The organism is Desulfovibrio biadhensis (assembly GCF_055388615.1).
Genome location: NZ_AP042477.1, coordinates 44,671 through 59,552, shown reverse-complemented (window position 1 = coordinate 59,552; position 14,882 = coordinate 44,671). Strand labels below are relative to the sequence as shown.

Sequence of the window (14,882 nt, the reverse complement as noted above, 5' to 3'; positions counted from 1 at the left end):
AGTTTGTTTTATCTGTCAGGAAAGGGGGTTGGACGATGGAAGGGAATACGGCGCTCAATCTGGCGGAAGCCCGCGAATTTCTTGGTGTGAGCGAAAAAACACTGCGCAACTACTGCAAGGCAGGAAAACTCCCATTTCATCAGGAGCGAAATCTCCGTGGTGTCATGGAGTATCGCTTTAGATTGGCAGACCTCGAAGCTTACCTGCAACAGCGCGGCAATGCGGGGAGAAACGATGGAAAAGTGCGTGGCGCCCAAGGCAACGGGGGCGTTGCAAATCCCGAGATTGCCAACGTCATAAGTTCTGACGTTCCAGCGTTTTCTGTACAATCAGGAAGCGTGTCCGGGGCTGGCCAAGCTGCGCACCGAAGGCAATATACAAACTCTTCTGAAGCTGAGGACGTTGCTGCAAGCGGGAACGGTACGCAGGCTCCAGGCGTAGCTCTGGGCGCAGGGGCCGCTGTATATGCCGACCAACTCATCGCTCACTTGCGCCAGGAGGTCGACTTTCTAAAGGAGCAGCTACAGGAAAAAGACCGCCAGATGGCTTCCAAAGACCGCCAGCTGGAGCGGCAGCTCGAGCGCATAAGCAACCTGAACGAAACCCTTGCCACGTTGGCGCAAGACGTTCTCAAACGGTAATTTTTGTACCCCCGACCGGGTGTTTTACTAACGCACTGCTTGACACTGGCAATGCCAAGGGCATATTGTCCAGATTAACTTTAGAATTTCTATTCCATAATTTTTGATTTTCTTTGTTTTTTTTGCGGAATCTTTCGTGTTTTTTGCTGTCTCACCCGGTCCCACCATGACGCCATCGTGCCGTCTGCCGGGGAAGCAGCGGAACTATCCCGGCACACCTCCGGGAAAGGGGGCACCGATGTACGATATTACCCATCTACTGGACCGCCACCGCAAGGATATGGCTGCCCTGGAAAGCGAGCAGAAAAGAAATCAACGCCAGCGTGAATCAAAATTAAGGGCTCTTGAGAAGCTTACGCGTCAAGCCATGCGCCTGAATCAGGAGCATAGTGATCGCGAGCTGGACCGCGACGTCATCTAAATACGCATAAGGCACACCCATGTGTGCCGGCCACGCCAATCAAGCCAGGCCTTTTTCTTTTTAGAAAAAGGTTCACTCCTTTATTCCCTGCACGGAATAGGGTTTTCATCTCATCTTATACTTATTCTTGGGTGTTTACTCTTGCAGCCTTGTGCCGGCGGAAGTACTTTTCCTGAGTGAATTTTCATAATGTACAGTCCATTTAACAGGAGAGAAATTGCATGCCGCAAAAGGGTATAAAGCTGGTGATACTGCTAGTGCTTTGTGGGGTTCTGTGCACGCAGATGGCTTATGGGGAGGAACAGCTTGCTCCCTTTGCTCCCGCATCTGCGCCGCCTGCGCCAGATTACGCACAGAGCGAAAACTGGCTTGCTCTCCCGGATGGGAACGCGCAGGGAGGGGTGGATGTTTTCTGGGTGTACCCCACGGTACTGGAGTCCGGCGATTCCTGGCTTATGGATATACATGATAAGGAATTGCAAAGGGCAGCCCGCTGGACTCTCACGACCCAGGCATCTGCTTTAGATAAGGGAGCGAAGTTGTATGCTCCTTTATACCGACAGATGCATGTCGCCGGTTTGCGGCTGTCTACAGAGAAAAAAAATGCAATCATGGCTTATGGGCAGGAGGATGTCTGGGCTGCCTTCAGCTATTACCTTGAGCACTACAACAAAGGGCGCTCTTTTATTATTGCTGGGCACAGCCAGGGGTCGAATCTGCTAGTGAGTCTGCTCATTGAACATTGGGGGAAGACCGGTGCCGAAGATCGGTTGGTTGCTGGATACTTGATAGGATGGCCCTTTACCCCTGATGATCTGCAACGCAATACGGCCATAAGCATGTGCGCATCCCCTGAGCAAGTTGGGTGCTTCGTGAGCTACAATACCGTTGCAGCGGGAAAGCAAAAGGAAGCGCCCACGATATTGCCCGGTTCTCTTGTTGTGAATCCGCTGTCGTGGAAAACGGATGGCGCTTTTGTTCCGGCTGCACAAAATAAAGGCGCGGTCTTTTTCAGCAAGGATGGAGAGAGGACTATCTACCCCGAATTTACTTCTGCACAAATTGTGGATGGCGGACTTGTGGTGGCGCCTGCCGATCCTTCATTGGTGCAATCTTCCAATCCCAATTTTCCTGAAGGTGTCTACCATATTTTTGATTATTCCCTGTTCTACATGAATTTGCGGGCGAACGTGCAGGAACGTGTGGCAGCTTGGCATCAAGAACATTGATGCATGGCGGAAGACTTACACTCAGACATAAAAAAAACCTCGGCCGGAAAAGGCCGAGGGTTTTTCTTTTGATTCGCAGACGATCGGGTTTGACTTAGAAGCCGAAACCGTCGTTGTTGGAACCGGAGGCGCCGAACCCGAAATCGTCGGGAACGCCACCTTCGGTTTCTTCTTCAGCAGCTTCTTCTGCCGCTGCTTCGCCGGCTTCACCGGCAGCAGCGCCCACGGGCACGGCTTTCACCGCATCCTTCAGGGCCTTGGTTACGATATCCTTGATGGTATCGTTGAGTTCGGACTCGGCCACGGGAAGTTTGCCCTGGAACTCTGCAGTCTGGCCCTTGAGTTCGGATATCTCAGTATTGTTTTTCTCGACGGTGCCCTCGAGCTGCTCGACCTTCTTTTCAAGATCAGCGGTCTTTTTAACAAAAGGCTCGAGTTCGGCGACCTTGGCTTCGAGTTCTTCGATCTTTTCAGCTTGCTCGGCAATGGTTGCCTTCTGATCGGCAATCAAATCCAGCACGCTACCGATGCCGGCCATCTCGTCTTCAGGAATAGGCGTGATGGACACGTTGTCGCCCAGGCGCTTGATCTGCTTCTGGACCCAGTCCTCGTAAATGGCCGCAGACTTGTAAGGATCCTCCATGAATTGAGGATGCTGACTGCAAATCCAGGCCTTAGCAAGGGGGGCGACTATGGCCTCATCCTGCGCACTCAGTTCGCGCTGGGTGAGGAAGGCCAGCAAGTCGGAAACGTCGTCGCTGTTTTGACCGGCGATGAGCCCGAGCACAGCCTCCATCTTGACCACTTTACGTGCTTCCTCAGACATATCTGCCTCCTTTCGTCAGGAACGTTCTCGTTATGTTGGCTGTTACAGCGTCTTACGGCCCATATACCGGGAGTAAGTAATTGCCGTTGTTCTATATACCAGGTGCCCAAGTTTGGACCAGGGCAGGTAAGCAAAGAGCATGAATACCGCTACCAAATGGATGTAGTAGACCGGGAAAGCCAGGTACTTGAGTTCTGCAAGACGCAACAGCTCGGAGCCGATACCGGTCAGCGCCACAACCCAGATCACACCCAGGAGATACCAGTCGTAGTAAGAGGAGCTGGTTTTCTTCTCCTCAAGGTTCAGCCTGCGGATGGTCAGGAAGGTCAGGCCGATCAGCAGCAGAATGGCGCCGATGTTGGCCAGAACCTTGATGGCATTGCCCAGGGACATGGGGGTGTGGGTCATTTCACCAAAAGCGACAAGCATTTTGGCGATGGCGCTGGCGTTTTCTTCGTGGCCGCCCAGGACGGTTCCGCCGAAGAACAAGCCACCCCAGTGACCAACTGCGACCACAGAGGTCACGATGGCCAGGGCAATGAAGCCGAAGAGCAGGGCCATGTGACCGTTTTTGCGGTCGGTCTTGTCGGCGCCGCATTCCACAAACTTTTTGTGGGGCAGAATCTCGCCGAAGATGACTTCAAGCAGAATCTTGGGCCAGGGCTTTTGTTCGCCCCCGACATATACCACGGAGCCTTCTGGCCGCAGGGTCTTTATCAGGTTTTTTATCCCGTTATAGAAAGTGATGGCTACAAAGAGCGACACGAGGATAAAGATCGGGTCAATGGTGTAGTCACCGTAGAACAGCAGGCCGTATACAATCTCTCCATCTTCGGTGGTGGGAAAGAAACTGCCGATGATGGATCCCCTGATCAGCCAGACGACCAGGAAGAGCAGCGCGGGAAAAGCAATCAGCATGGGCAGGTACTTTGCCGAGCTCATCCACTTGGCAAGAAAAGAGGGACCGACCAGCTTCTGATATGCCATGTTGCGCATGGCGGAAATCAGATCACCAGGCTTTGCACCGCGGGGGCACATGTCGGAACACGTGCCGCAGTTGTGGCAAAGCCAGATGTCGATGTTGTTCATCAGCTTGTCTTTGAGTCCCCATTGCGCCCATACCATTTCCTTGCGCGGAAAAGGATTGCTGGTCGGAGAGATGGGACAGACAACGCTGCATGTTGCGCACTGATAGCACTTCTTCAGCGATTCTCCGCCTACCGCCTGCAATTCTTTTATGAACTGGAGATCGGGTTCGATGCGTGTTGGTTGCGCCATGATAGTCTCCTCTTAATAGCCCTTGAACGGGTTCGGCCCAATCTTGAGGACCATGTCAATGAACTCCTCGATCAGGGTAGGAACCTTGTCGTATTCGTCGATGGCGATTTCGTACTGTTCCACCCGCTCAGGCTCGATACCGAGCTGTTTCAGGGTCTCGGCGATGTTTTCCTTGCGGCGGTTGCAGATTTCGCTGCCCTTCACGAAGTGGCATTGGTAGTCATCGCCGTATTTGCAGCCAAGCAGCATGACACCGTCAGTACCGCGGCTCATGGCGTCTTTGATCCAGATCGCGTTTACAGAGCCGAGACAGCGCACAGGAATGATGCGGATGTAAGGGCTCCACTTGTGACCGCGCAGCGCCGCCATATCCAGAGCAGGGTAGGCGTCGTTTTCGCAGGCAAGCACCAGAATGCGGGGGCCGCCTTCGGCCATGTCTTCCGGAATCTGGTATTGCCGGATCATCTCGGAGAGCATGCCGATACCGTAGGTATCGAAGGAGATGACGCGTTCGGGGCAGGCTCCCATGCAGGTACCGCAGCGGCGGCAACGCGTGGGGTTAGGCAGCGGCGTACCCTTTTCATCATCGTCTAGAGCGCCGAAGGGGCATTCCTCGGTGCAGCGCTTACACTGGGTGCAGCGCACGAAGTTGAACACCGGGTAGGAAAGGTCGCCAGAGCGCGGGTGAACGGAAACGCCGCGGTTGGCGGATTCGATGCACTGGATAGCTTTAAGAGCGGCGCCGTAAGCGTCTTCTTCTGCAGCGTCCATCATCATGGGCTGGCGGACACAACCTGCTGCGTACACACCCGTGCGGCGGGTTTCGTAGGGGAAGCAGATGTAGTTGGAATCCGCGAAGCCTTCGAAGAGCTCGAGATCGGGGAAGTGGGGGCCCTGGCGGTACATGAAGTTCATGATGGTGCCTTTGGCCGTGGTGGGGACAATACCCGTGGGCAGGACCACCAGGTCGGCCTTGATCTCGATGCTGCCGCCGATCAGCGTATGGTCGGCGCGGATGATCAGGCTGCCGTCTTCGGCTTCTTCGATGCTGCCGATGTCAGCCTTGGTCAGCATAACGCCGGGCTCATCCTGGGCGGCCTTGTAAAACCGCTCGTGAATGCCGGGGACGATCATGTTGTCGTAGAGGATGTAGGCCAGGCCGTCTTCGTACTTCTCGCGAAGGTACAGAGCCTGCTTGAGCGCAACCACGCTGTTCACGCCCAGAGACATGGGCAGATGCTGCGGCCCTTCCATGTCTTCGAACTTGAATTTGACTTTATCTTCGTCGTCGTCCTTCTTGTCCTTGGCTTCTTCCTTTTCCTTTTCACGCTGGGCCGTGAGCTCGCAGAGATTGGTGTACATCTCTTTCTCTTTAGGCTCACAGGCTTCGGTGTTCAGGATAAACACGACCTTTTTGGCCGGGCTATTATCAGAAGGCCGCAGGATGCCGTTTTTGGCCATTTGCTCGAACTCGGCCATGGTGACTACGTTCTTGAACTGACCGTACCCCATGGGTTCGAGGACTTTGGTATCCTGTGGCATCCAGCCGGTAGCCAGGACGCAGGAACCTACGTCGATGGTTTCTTCACCCGAAGAACCGGCGATTGTCGCTTTGTACAGGCCAGGAGCGCCTTGCAGGTCTTTTACGGTTGAACCGGTCTTAACGGTGATGCGTTCATCAGCTTCCACCGCGGCGATTTTCTTGTCTACGCCGGTGTCCTGCAAAGTGGTGTAAGGGTAGGAAAGCGGAGAGCTCTTGTACATGGTGGCAGCCTTGCCGCCCAGGTTGGCTTCCTTTTCCACCAAAACCACGTTGTAGCCGGCATTGGATGCTGCAAGCGCGCTTGTCAGGCCGGTCCATCCGCCGCCCACAACCATGATGGTGCGGACCATTTCGGGGATTTCAGGCTTCGGCGCGTTCATGTTCTTGAGCTTGGCCATACCCATATTGATGTAGTCCTGGACGATGCCGACCAGGGTCTCAGGGGGCTCAGGCTCATCTCCTGCTTCGAGTTCTGCGCCATCAGGGTCGATGTAGCTCAACACAACCTGTTCGCGCAGGTTGACACGTTCTACAAAGACGCCCTCGAACATGTAGGCGTCCCAGTCATCGCGGGGGGTAGAACCGCAAATGAGCACACCGTCGAGTTCATTTTCAGCGATTTCGGCTTCAATCATCTTGACGCCTTCTTCGCCGGGCAGAAGCTTGTGGGACTTGGCTACAGGAACCAGGCCTCCCCACTTGTTCTGCACGTAATCGACCAACTCTTCGTAATCGAAGTAGGGGCCGATGCTGGATTCATCGAAAAAAACACCTATTTTTTCGGCCATTGTTTGCTACCTCCCTCTCACCGTTTGGATCGCCCTCATGGCGGCTCCAGTCGCGGATTGCGCGGATTTCATCACATCCAGGGGCTTCTTGGCGCAGCCTGCGGCGAAGATGCCTTTTTCCTCGCCCCCGATGATGAAGCCTTCCTCGTCCATGGGAACGTCCAAGGGCAAGCGAGTGCCGGCCAGGCTGGGTTGCATGCCAGTAGCCAACACAACCAGGTCGAACGGAACTTTCTTTTTAATGGCTTTGACGGCGTCTTCAACTTCGACAATCACGCCGCCGCTTTCGCCAGGCTCAACACCGGCGACCTTGCCTTTGACGAAAGAAACCTTGTCATCTGCAGCCACTTTGCGCTTGAACTTGTCGTAGCGCTCAGGGGTACGCAGGTCGATGTAGTAGATTGTAATTTTTGCGTCAGGGTACTGCTCGCGCAGGTAGGTCACCTGCTTCAAGGATGCCATACAGCAAATGTATGAGCAGTAGTTGAGGTGGTTCTGGTCGCGGGAGCCGGCGCACTGTACGAAGGCGATGGACTCGGGCGCCTTATTGTCGCTGGGACGCAAAATCTTGCCGTTAGTGGGGCCGTTGGCGGAAGCCAGACGCTCGAGCTGCATGTTTGAGATGCAGTCGGGAATCTCACCAGCGCCCAGGGTGGTCAGCTTTGTGACATCGTAGGGCTTCCAGCCGGTAGCAATAACGATGCTGCCGACGTTGACCTCGAATTCACGGGGTTCCTGATCCAGGTCAATGGCCGTGGAATTATGCACCAGACGGGTTTCTTCATCGGACAGTGCTTCCTTATCCAGCACCCAGCGGTGCGGGAAGGCGAAGGGCACATCCATATAAAGAGGTTTCTTGGAGCTCAGCTTGAAATTGAAATCGTTTTCCACGGTGGTTTCAAGCTGTTCTGCCAGTTCACTCAGATCGGCGTTGTGCGTGGCGGTGTACCTGGGGTTCACCTTGATACGCACATTGTAGTCGCCTTTTTGGCCGCTGACGGCAGCAACCTCAGACTGAGTAAAGAAGTGCACCTTGGGATTTTTGCGAATGCGCTGGTACTGTATCTCCAGGCCGCAGGAAGGAGGACACAGTTTCGGAAAGTATTTGTTGAGCTGCATAACGCGTCCGCCAAGGTACGGGCTTTTCTCGACGATAAAAACTTCATAGCCGACTTCCGCGGCTTCCAGGGCGGCGGTGATTCCACTGAATCCGCCTCCTATCACGAGTATCGAATTCGACATCGCACTCCTCCGTACGGTTTTTGCGGCCCTTTCACACGATGGCCTAAGCCGAGGCAATGACTATCGTCTGTCACTGCTTCGGCTTAGACCCGTAAGATGACAGAGACGCAAAAGGTCAGCCTTGATATTGTTCGAAGCTGAGTAAATAGCCCCTCACGCAGTCGACTTGACCCCGAGACCTGCCTCTCTGTCAAGGCTGGCGTCAGGGTCATGCGGCAAGAGCCGCTCGGACGCAAATACTGTATGCGATCCGTTGTACATTAAAAAGCGGCTGCGAGCCTGAGCTCGCAACCGCTAATGCGTAGTCTAGTCAGGGATGATCTGGTAGTAGGGCTTCTTGAACAGAGTAACTTCCTTCTTAGCAGGATCGTACTTGGAGTTCACGAAGCACTTCCACTTGCTGTCGTCCAGACCCATGAAGTCGGCGCGGTAGTAGAAACCGGGGTAACGGGTTTCTTCGCGGAACTTGATGTGCTGCATGTGCAGGCGAACAGTCCACAGGCGGTGGTAGTTCTCCCAGCAACGGAGCAGTTCGTGCAGGTCACGAGCAGCCAGCTTCAGGCTGTCTTCTTCCATCATGTCCATGAGGTTGAAGCCAGTGTCCAGAGAAGCAGCGGAGCAGGTGTAGTAGGTGCCGCAGCCTCCGCCGTATTCATCGGTGCACTTGATCAAGCGCATCATGAAGTTCTTCGGAGTGATGTACTCGGGGTTCACAACGGGATCGGTAGAAGCGCCTTTGCCCTTCTCGTAGTTGTAGAACGGACGGTAGATCAGCTCTTTCAGCTCTTCGGCGGTTTCCTTCAGAGCAGGCTTGAAGTCCTTGTGATCCAGGACCCAGCGAACCATCTGCTTACCAGCCATGCGGCCTTCCGCGTGGGAGCCGGAGGAGAACTTGTGGCCGGAAGCGCCAACGCCGTCAGCGCAGGTGAACAGACCGTTGACCGTGGTCATGCGGTTGTAGATCTTGCCGTTGTCAGCCTTGACTTTGTAGTCGTCAGGTACCCAGGACTCGTCCGGACCGGAAACCCAGATGCCGCAGCAACCGGAGTGGGAGCCGAGCAGGTAAGGCTCGGTGGGCATGATTTCGGAACCGCGCTCTTCAGGAGCGATGTTCATGGCAGCCCACAGGTTGGCCTGGCCAACACACATGTCGAGGAAGTCTTCCCATGCTTCGGACTCGAGGTGCTTCTGCTCGGCCGGGCTCATGGTCTTGAAGGTTTCCAGCAGGGCGGACTTGGTGTCCATGTAGATGGGGCCGCGACCTTCGCGCATTTCGCGAAGCATCATGTGGTTACGCAGGCAGGTGGGGATAACGTGACCCTTAGCGTAGCCGCGCTCCTCGTAAGGCTTCAGCATGGCACGGTTGGTCACGCAGTAGTCTTCACCCTTGTAGTTGGTAGCTTTGGCCTTGAACAGCAGGAACCAAGCGCCAACCGGGCCGTAACCGTCCTTAAAGCGGGCGGGGACGAAGCGGTTTTCCATCATGGTCATCTCGGCACCAACCTGAGCACACATGGTGTAGGTGGAGCCAGCGTTCCATACGGGGTACCAGGCACGACCCATACCTTCACCAACGGAGCGGGGGCGGTACACGTTAACAGCGCCGCCGCAGCCTACCAGCATGGTGTTGGCACGGAAGATGTGCACTTCGTTGTCGCGCAGGTTGAAGCCGACGGCACCGGCGATGCGGTTGGGCTCGTTGGCGTCCAGCAGCAACTTAACGATGAAAATACGCTCCATGATGCGCTCTTCACCCAGGGCGTTCTTGGCAGCTTCAGCAACGATGACCTTGTAGGATTCACCGTTGATCATGATCTGCCAGCGGCCGGAGCGAACAGGATCGGAACCGGTGCGCACGGAAAGACCAGCAGCCTTGGCGGCAGCGCCGTCCAGGTTCTTGCCGTCTTTCTTAACCCATATGGGGAGGCCCCATTCTTCGAACAGGTGCACGCTGTCGTCAACGTGGCGGCCCAGGTCGAAGATCAGGTCTTCGCGAACCAGACCCATAAGGTCGGTGCGGACCATGCGGACGTAGTCGTCAGCATCGTTCTGGCCGAGGTAGGTGTTGATGGCGGAGAGGCCCTGCGCAACAGCGCCGGAACGCTCGAGAGCAGCTTTGTCCACCAGCATGATCTTCATCTCAGGAGCCAGCTTCTTGGACCAGGCCATGATTTCGACAGCTGCGCCGCAGCAGCCCATACCACCGCCGACCATCAGAATATCGACATCATGTTCCTTCACAGCGGGTTCAGCCAGAGGCAATCCTTTCGGCTTATCCTTAACAGGAATCTGAGGCATGATATGTTCTCCTTAAAAAAGAAGTGGAAAGTTTTTTGATCTCTCGAATGTAAGAAACCGGAGATGTTAGCGGTTACCGCCGATTTCGCAGGGCATGTCCTGCCAGCACTGGGTGACGTCGGCATCCTGAGTCTCGAACTTCTTGCCAAGAGCTTCCTTGGGAACGGCCAGTTCGCTCTCGGTGTACAGCAGTTCGGATTCGATGTCGCCGGGTTCGGGCTTGCCTTCGAAGGGCTTGATGGAACCTTCAGCAGTGGTGCGGATGGGGAACTTGAAGCGCTTCACGGAACCGTTACGAAACTTGACGGTCCACATGATGTCCTCGGAGCCGCGCAGCGGAATGCTGGTGCCGCCCATGGGGGCGAAGTCAGCGTAAGGACGAGCGGTGATGGCGCCCTGGGGGCAGATCTTGATGCAGGAATAGCACTCCCAGCAAGCCTCAGGCTCCTGGTTGTAAGCCCGCATTTCATCGGGATCCAAAATCATCAGGTCGTTGGGGCAGATGTACATGCAAGCGGTCTTTTCGCCACCCTTGCAGCCATCGCACTTTTGCGGATCAACATAAGTCGGCATACCTAATCCTCCACACAATTGCGGTTAACGGGTTCTAACGACAACCAAAACCTAACATAAAGCGAAGCATTCTTTGCGTCACTCTGTGTAGATGAAAAAAGCAGGGAAACCTACACTTCCCTGCTTTTTCTACAATGTATTACACGCTCTCGTATCCAAAGGAACGACGAGAGCTTGATACCTGGTCGGTAAGACCGAAGAAAACGGACACAGCGTCTGCAGATGTTGTTGCAAACTGCGCTGCTGTGGGCGACCAAACGCGCCGTAAGGCGCGACAGTCCAATGTCATCCTCGTCTTTCCTCCATTCTTATCGCTACGTTCTTCGTACATAGTTTGTTCGTCGCTCATTGCTTGTGAGAGAATTAACAAGCGACGGTATAGCTGTCAAGCATCTTTTACGCCTTCGGTTTTGCCAGGGCTCGCGCAAAGGGGCTAGAAACCTGGCCTTGAGAGGGCCAGTAGCAACATTTGAGCCCTTTTACCTCGTTGCAGAATACTGGCCGTATTACATTGAAAGGGTATGATACGCAATAGGTCGAGTATTAAAAAAGAGTAACAAAACTCCTTTTGGAGGAGGGAAGTTTAAGGTCGCGTTCAAATACCTATCCTTTCTATAATACCAACCGCATTTTACGTGTGTGTGCAGACTTCCTGCTTACCCTCTGAGCGCCGATTATTTCGTGCTTGAGGAGAGTATGTGAAATGTTTGACTTGACATCCTGATACTTTTTTCACTATCCGGTACTGGCGTTTTTTCTTGGCCCCTGTGGCAATACACTGACCGGGCGAAAAGACATGCCCGGCTGTATGACCACGATATTGTCGCTTGGTATGGCAATTAAGTTAACAAAGCATCTCAAGGAGACGACTCATGTCGAAACTGGTTCCCCCTCATGGTGGTAAAGGCCTCGTCTGCTGCCTGTTGGAAGGCTCCGCTCTGGAAGAAGAGAAGAAAAAAGCCGCTGGTCTGAAGGCCCTCGAGATCACCGCTCAGGAAAAGGGCGACTTGATCATGATGGGCATCGGCGGTTTCAGCCCTCTGAACGGTTTCATGACCAAGGCTGACTGGAAGAACGTTTGCGAAAAATTCACCCTCGCCGACGGCACTTTCTGGCCTGTCCCCGTGATGCTCTCCTGCTCCGCTGCTGACGCTGATAGCATCAAAGAAGGCGACGAAATCGCTCTGCAGCGCGACGGTGAATTCTACGCCACCATGAAGGTGGAAGAAAAGTTCGCTCTGACCGAGGATGACAAGAAGTGGGAAGCTGAGATGGTCTACAAGGGCGCTGGCGAAGATTCCGCTGACGACACCTTCATGAAGACCGCTCTGGAAGATCACCCCGGTGTGCAGATGGTCATGGCTCGCAAGGAATTCTGCCTGGCTGGTCCTGTGAAAGTTCTTTCCGAAGGCGATTACCCTTCCAAGTACCCCGGCGTTTACCTGCGCCCCGCAGAAACCCGCAAGATTTTCGACGAGCGCGGCTGGTCCAACGTTGCTGCTCTGCAGCTCCGCAACCCCATGCACCGCTCTCACGAGTTCCTGTGCAAGATCGCTGTAGAAGTTTGCGACGGTGTTATCATTCACTCCCTGATCGGTAACCTGAAGCCCGGCGACATTCCTGCTGACGTCCGAGTGAAGTGCATCGACACCCTGGTGAAAGGCTACTTCGTCGAAGAAAACGTTGTTCAGGGCGGTTACCCCCTCGACATGCGTTACGCCGGTCCCCGTGAAGCTCTGCTGCACGCCACCTTCCGTCAAAACTACGGCGTCAACAAGATGATCATCGGCCGCGACCACGCTGGCGTTGGTGACTTCTACACCCTCTTCGAGGCTCAGGAAATCTTTGATCGCATTCCTTACGTGAACGAAGAGTGCCCCGATCCGGGCAAAAAGCTCCTGTGCGATCCTCTGAAGATCGACTGGACTTTCTACTGCTTCAAGTGTGACGGCATGGCTTCCATGCGCACCTGCCCCCACACCAAGGAAGACCGCGTCATCCTGTCCGGCACCAAGCTCCGCAAGGCCCTTTCCGAAGGCCAGGATGTGCCCGATCACTTCGGTCGTGACGAAGTTCTCGAAATCCTGCGCGGCTACTACGAAGGCCTGACCGAGAAGGTCGAGGTCAAGATGCAGAAGGCCGCCAGCGGTCAGGAAATGAAATAACTCCCTCTCCACAGGGAATTATGTGTATCCGAAAGGGGGCGCTCAGGCGCCCCCTCAGAATGCTGACAAATCCTCGCCAATCGGCGAGGGTTTTCTTATACTATCTTCATGCTAAAGCCGCCCAAAAATCAGCAGGTGAAAATGGAGTTTGTTTCGATCAACGAACTTGTCCCCATGAATCATCTGCTTCGCAAAATTGCCAAGGTTATTGATTTCTCCTTTATTCATGAGCTCACCAAGGATTTGTATTGCGAGGGCAATGGCCGTCCGGCCATTGAACCGGTGGTGCTCTTCAAAATGCTATTCATCGGCTATCTGTTTGGCATCCGCAGCGAGCGTCAGCTTGTCAAGGAAATCCAGGTCAATGTTGCCTATCGCTGGTTCCTTGGCCTGGGATTGCAGGACAAAGTGCCCGATGCCAGCACCATCAGCCAAAACCGGCGGCGCAGATTTAACGACACCAGCGTTGCCCAGGACATTTTTGACGGTATAGTGTTCCAGGCCATGAAAAAGAGGCTTGTCGGCGGACACACGCTTTACACCGATTCCACCCACCTGAAAGCCAACGCCAACAAGCATAAATTTACGGAAAAGCTCGTTGCCCAAAGCACGAAGTCATACTTGGGCGAACTTGAAGACGCCGTGGAGGAAGACAGGCGCAGGCATGGAAAGAAACCGCTGAAGCAGGACAACCGCGAAGCGGGGTCCAAGCGGATCAAGCAGAGCACAACCGATCCGGACAGCGGGTACATGGTACGCGAGGGCAAGCCTAAGGGCTTCTTTTACTTGGATCATCGCACTGTGGACAGCCGACACAACATTATCACCGACAGTTACGTAACTCCGGCCTCGGTGCATGACAGCATGCCCTATCTCGATCGGCTGGACCGACAAATCAACCGCTTCGGCTTTGCTGTGAAGCACGTCGGCCTCGATGCAGGATATTTCACCTCACACATTTGCAAGACGCTGGAAGAAAAGCATATTTATGGTGTCATTGGCTATCGTCGTCCCACTCGTCGCAAAGGGATGCTCCCCAAACGCGCCTTTGAATACCTGCCGGACAAGGACTGCTATCTTTGCCCCGAAGGCCAGGAGCTTCACTACTCCACCACCAACCGCGAAGGATATCGTCTCTATGACTCGTTACCAAAGGTTTGCCGCCGCTGTCCGTTACTGAAAGAGTGCACAACAAACCGGAATTGCAAGAAAACAGTGACACGCCATGTGTGGCGGGAATACGTGGATACGGTGGATGCGCACCGGCTCACGGAATTCGGAAAAAGAATCTATGCTCGCCGGAAAGAGACCGTAGAGCGCAGCTTTGCCGACGCCAAACAACTGCACGGGCATCGCTATGCTCGGTTCTGCGGCCTGGCTAAGGTCCAGGTTCAAAGCCTGCTTTCCGCCACATGTCAAAACATGAAGAAAATGGCCTTGCTGCTGGCCCCTTTGGGGCTGTCATACAAATATTTGCAGCCCAAATGCCTGTACTTTCTTCCTCAGTCTCTCTGTCTCGTTCGATTGGGGCCGATCGAGCCAACATCCCAGCTGGCAGCGGCCTGAAAAGAAATCGGTTCATAAAAACAAACCCCACTTTGCAAAAAGCGGGGTTTGTCAATGAGCTGAGGGGGCGCTCAGGCGCCCCCTTTTTTTGTGCGCGGCTTCTACGGATTAGAGCTGTTGCCCCCTTGCGTCCTGGCCGGTTTCCAGCTAGAGAAGGTATCTTTTACGGTGTGTCGAAAATGCGTCCTGCATTTTTGATGAGGCGTGAAGGGAAAACAGATTCTGTTTTTTCCTTTGCTTGCGGATGCTAAGCATCTTCACTTACGGATGCACAGCATCCGGCGCGCCCTCCTGGCGCGCATACGCGACCCT

At 54.4% G+C, this 14,882-nt stretch carries 11 protein-coding genes; 5 read left to right on the top strand and 6 right to left on the bottom strand.

Features of this window, described 5'->3' with window-relative positions:
- Positions 1 to 35 precede the first annotated feature (35 nt).
- From ACZ5EH_RS00250 to ACZ5EH_RS00240, 3 genes are all read left to right on the top strand, one after another.
- On the top strand, positions 36 to 641 hold the full coding sequence (locus tag ACZ5EH_RS00250; protein WP_464276135.1) for a helix-turn-helix domain-containing protein: 606 nt from the start codon (positions 36 to 38) through the stop codon (positions 639 to 641).
- 238 nt (positions 642 to 879) lie between these two features.
- On the top strand, positions 880 to 1,062 hold the full coding sequence (locus ACZ5EH_RS00245) for a hypothetical protein (RefSeq protein WP_464276134.1): 183 nt from the start codon (positions 880 to 882) through the stop codon (positions 1,060 to 1,062).
- 221 nt (positions 1,063 to 1,283) lie between these two features.
- The gene (locus ACZ5EH_RS00240; protein WP_464276133.1) at positions 1,284 to 2,291 is read left to right on the top strand and encodes a DUF3089 domain-containing protein; all 1,008 of its coding nucleotides are present in this window, start codon (positions 1,284 to 1,286) and stop codon (positions 2,289 to 2,291) included.
- Between the two features lie 94 nt (positions 2,292 to 2,385).
- On the opposite strand, the gene ACZ5EH_RS00235 is transcribed toward ACZ5EH_RS00240, so the two are convergent.
- The 6 genes from ACZ5EH_RS00235 to aprB all read right to left on the bottom strand — a co-directional run bounded on the left by ACZ5EH_RS00235 (position 2,386) and on the right by aprB (position 10,839).
- Complete coding sequence (locus ACZ5EH_RS00235; protein WP_464276132.1) at positions 2,386 to 3,117, bottom strand: hypothetical protein; 732 nt, start codon at positions 3,115 to 3,117, stop codon at positions 2,386 to 2,388.
- Positions 3,118 to 3,159: 42 nt separating this feature from the next.
- Positions 3,160 to 4,395: a quinone-interacting membrane-bound oxidoreductase complex subunit QmoC gene (qmoC, locus tag ACZ5EH_RS00230; protein ID WP_464276131.1), complete on the bottom strand. Its 1,236-nt coding sequence runs from the start codon at positions 4,393 to 4,395 to the stop codon at positions 3,160 to 3,162.
- A gap of 12 nt (positions 4,396 to 4,407) precedes the next feature.
- On the bottom strand, positions 4,408 to 6,726 hold the full coding sequence (locus ACZ5EH_RS00225; protein WP_464276130.1) for a hydrogenase iron-sulfur subunit: 2,319 nt from the start codon (positions 6,724 to 6,726) through the stop codon (positions 4,408 to 4,410).
- Positions 6,727 to 6,732: 6 nt separating this feature from the next.
- Positions 6,733 to 7,968 (bottom strand): CoB--CoM heterodisulfide reductase iron-sulfur subunit A family protein, encoded by a 1,236-nt coding sequence (locus ACZ5EH_RS00220; RefSeq protein WP_464276129.1) that lies wholly within the window; start codon positions 7,966 to 7,968, stop codon positions 6,733 to 6,735.
- 306 nt (positions 7,969 to 8,274) lie between these two features.
- Positions 8,275 to 10,266 (bottom strand): adenylyl-sulfate reductase subunit alpha, encoded by a 1,992-nt coding sequence (gene aprA, locus ACZ5EH_RS00215; RefSeq protein ID WP_464276128.1) that lies wholly within the window; start codon positions 10,264 to 10,266, stop codon positions 8,275 to 8,277.
- 66 nt (positions 10,267 to 10,332) lie between these two features.
- Positions 10,333 to 10,839 (bottom strand): adenylyl-sulfate reductase subunit beta, encoded by a 507-nt coding sequence (gene aprB / locus ACZ5EH_RS00210; protein ID WP_464276127.1) that lies wholly within the window; start codon positions 10,837 to 10,839, stop codon positions 10,333 to 10,335.
- A gap of 872 nt (positions 10,840 to 11,711) precedes the next feature.
- On the opposite strand from aprB, the gene sat reads away from it, so the two are divergent.
- A complete protein-coding gene (sat, locus tag ACZ5EH_RS00205) occupies positions 11,712 to 13,004 on the top strand; it encodes a sulfate adenylyltransferase (RefSeq protein ID WP_464276126.1) in 1,293 nt (430 codons plus the stop codon).
- A gap of 108 nt (positions 13,005 to 13,112) precedes the next feature.
- The gene (locus ACZ5EH_RS00200; RefSeq protein WP_464274022.1) at positions 13,113 to 14,570 is read left to right on the top strand and encodes an IS1182 family transposase; all 1,458 of its coding nucleotides are present in this window, start codon (positions 13,113 to 13,115) and stop codon (positions 14,568 to 14,570) included.
- The last annotated feature ends 312 nt before the right edge of the window (positions 14,571 to 14,882 follow it).

What these genes read in the sequence shown, in the direction of transcription:
- ACZ5EH_RS00250 (WP_464276135.1), top strand. Translation starts at nt 36, where the DNA reads ATGGAAGGGAATACGGCGCTCAATCTGGCGGAAGCCCGCGAATTTCTT.
- ACZ5EH_RS00245 (WP_464276134.1), top strand. Translation starts at nt 880, where the DNA reads ATGTACGATATTACCCATCTACTGGACCGCCACCGCAAGGATATGGCT.
- ACZ5EH_RS00240 (WP_464276133.1), top strand. Translation starts at nt 1,284, where the DNA reads ATGCCGCAAAAGGGTATAAAGCTGGTGATACTGCTAGTGCTTTGTGGG.
- ACZ5EH_RS00235 (WP_464276132.1), bottom strand. Translation starts at nt 3,117, where the DNA reads ATGTCTGAGGAAGCACGTAAAGTGGTCAAGATGGAGGCTGTGCTCGGG.
- qmoC (WP_464276131.1), bottom strand. Translation starts at nt 4,395, where the DNA reads ATGGCGCAACCAACACGCATCGAACCCGATCTCCAGTTCATAAAAGAA.
- ACZ5EH_RS00225 (WP_464276130.1), bottom strand. Translation starts at nt 6,726, where the DNA reads ATGGCCGAAAAAATAGGTGTTTTTTTCGATGAATCCAGCATCGGCCCC.
- ACZ5EH_RS00220 (WP_464276129.1), bottom strand. Translation starts at nt 7,968, where the DNA reads ATGTCGAATTCGATACTCGTGATAGGAGGCGGATTCAGTGGAATCACC.
- aprA (WP_464276128.1), bottom strand. Translation starts at nt 10,266, where the DNA reads ATGCCTCAGATTCCTGTTAAGGATAAGCCGAAAGGATTGCCTCTGGCT.
- aprB (WP_464276127.1), bottom strand. Translation starts at nt 10,839, where the DNA reads ATGCCGACTTATGTTGATCCGCAAAAGTGCGATGGCTGCAAGGGTGGC.
- sat (WP_464276126.1), top strand. Translation starts at nt 11,712, where the DNA reads ATGTCGAAACTGGTTCCCCCTCATGGTGGTAAAGGCCTCGTCTGCTGC.
- ACZ5EH_RS00200 (WP_464274022.1), top strand. Translation starts at nt 13,113, where the DNA reads ATGCTAAAGCCGCCCAAAAATCAGCAGGTGAAAATGGAGTTTGTTTCG.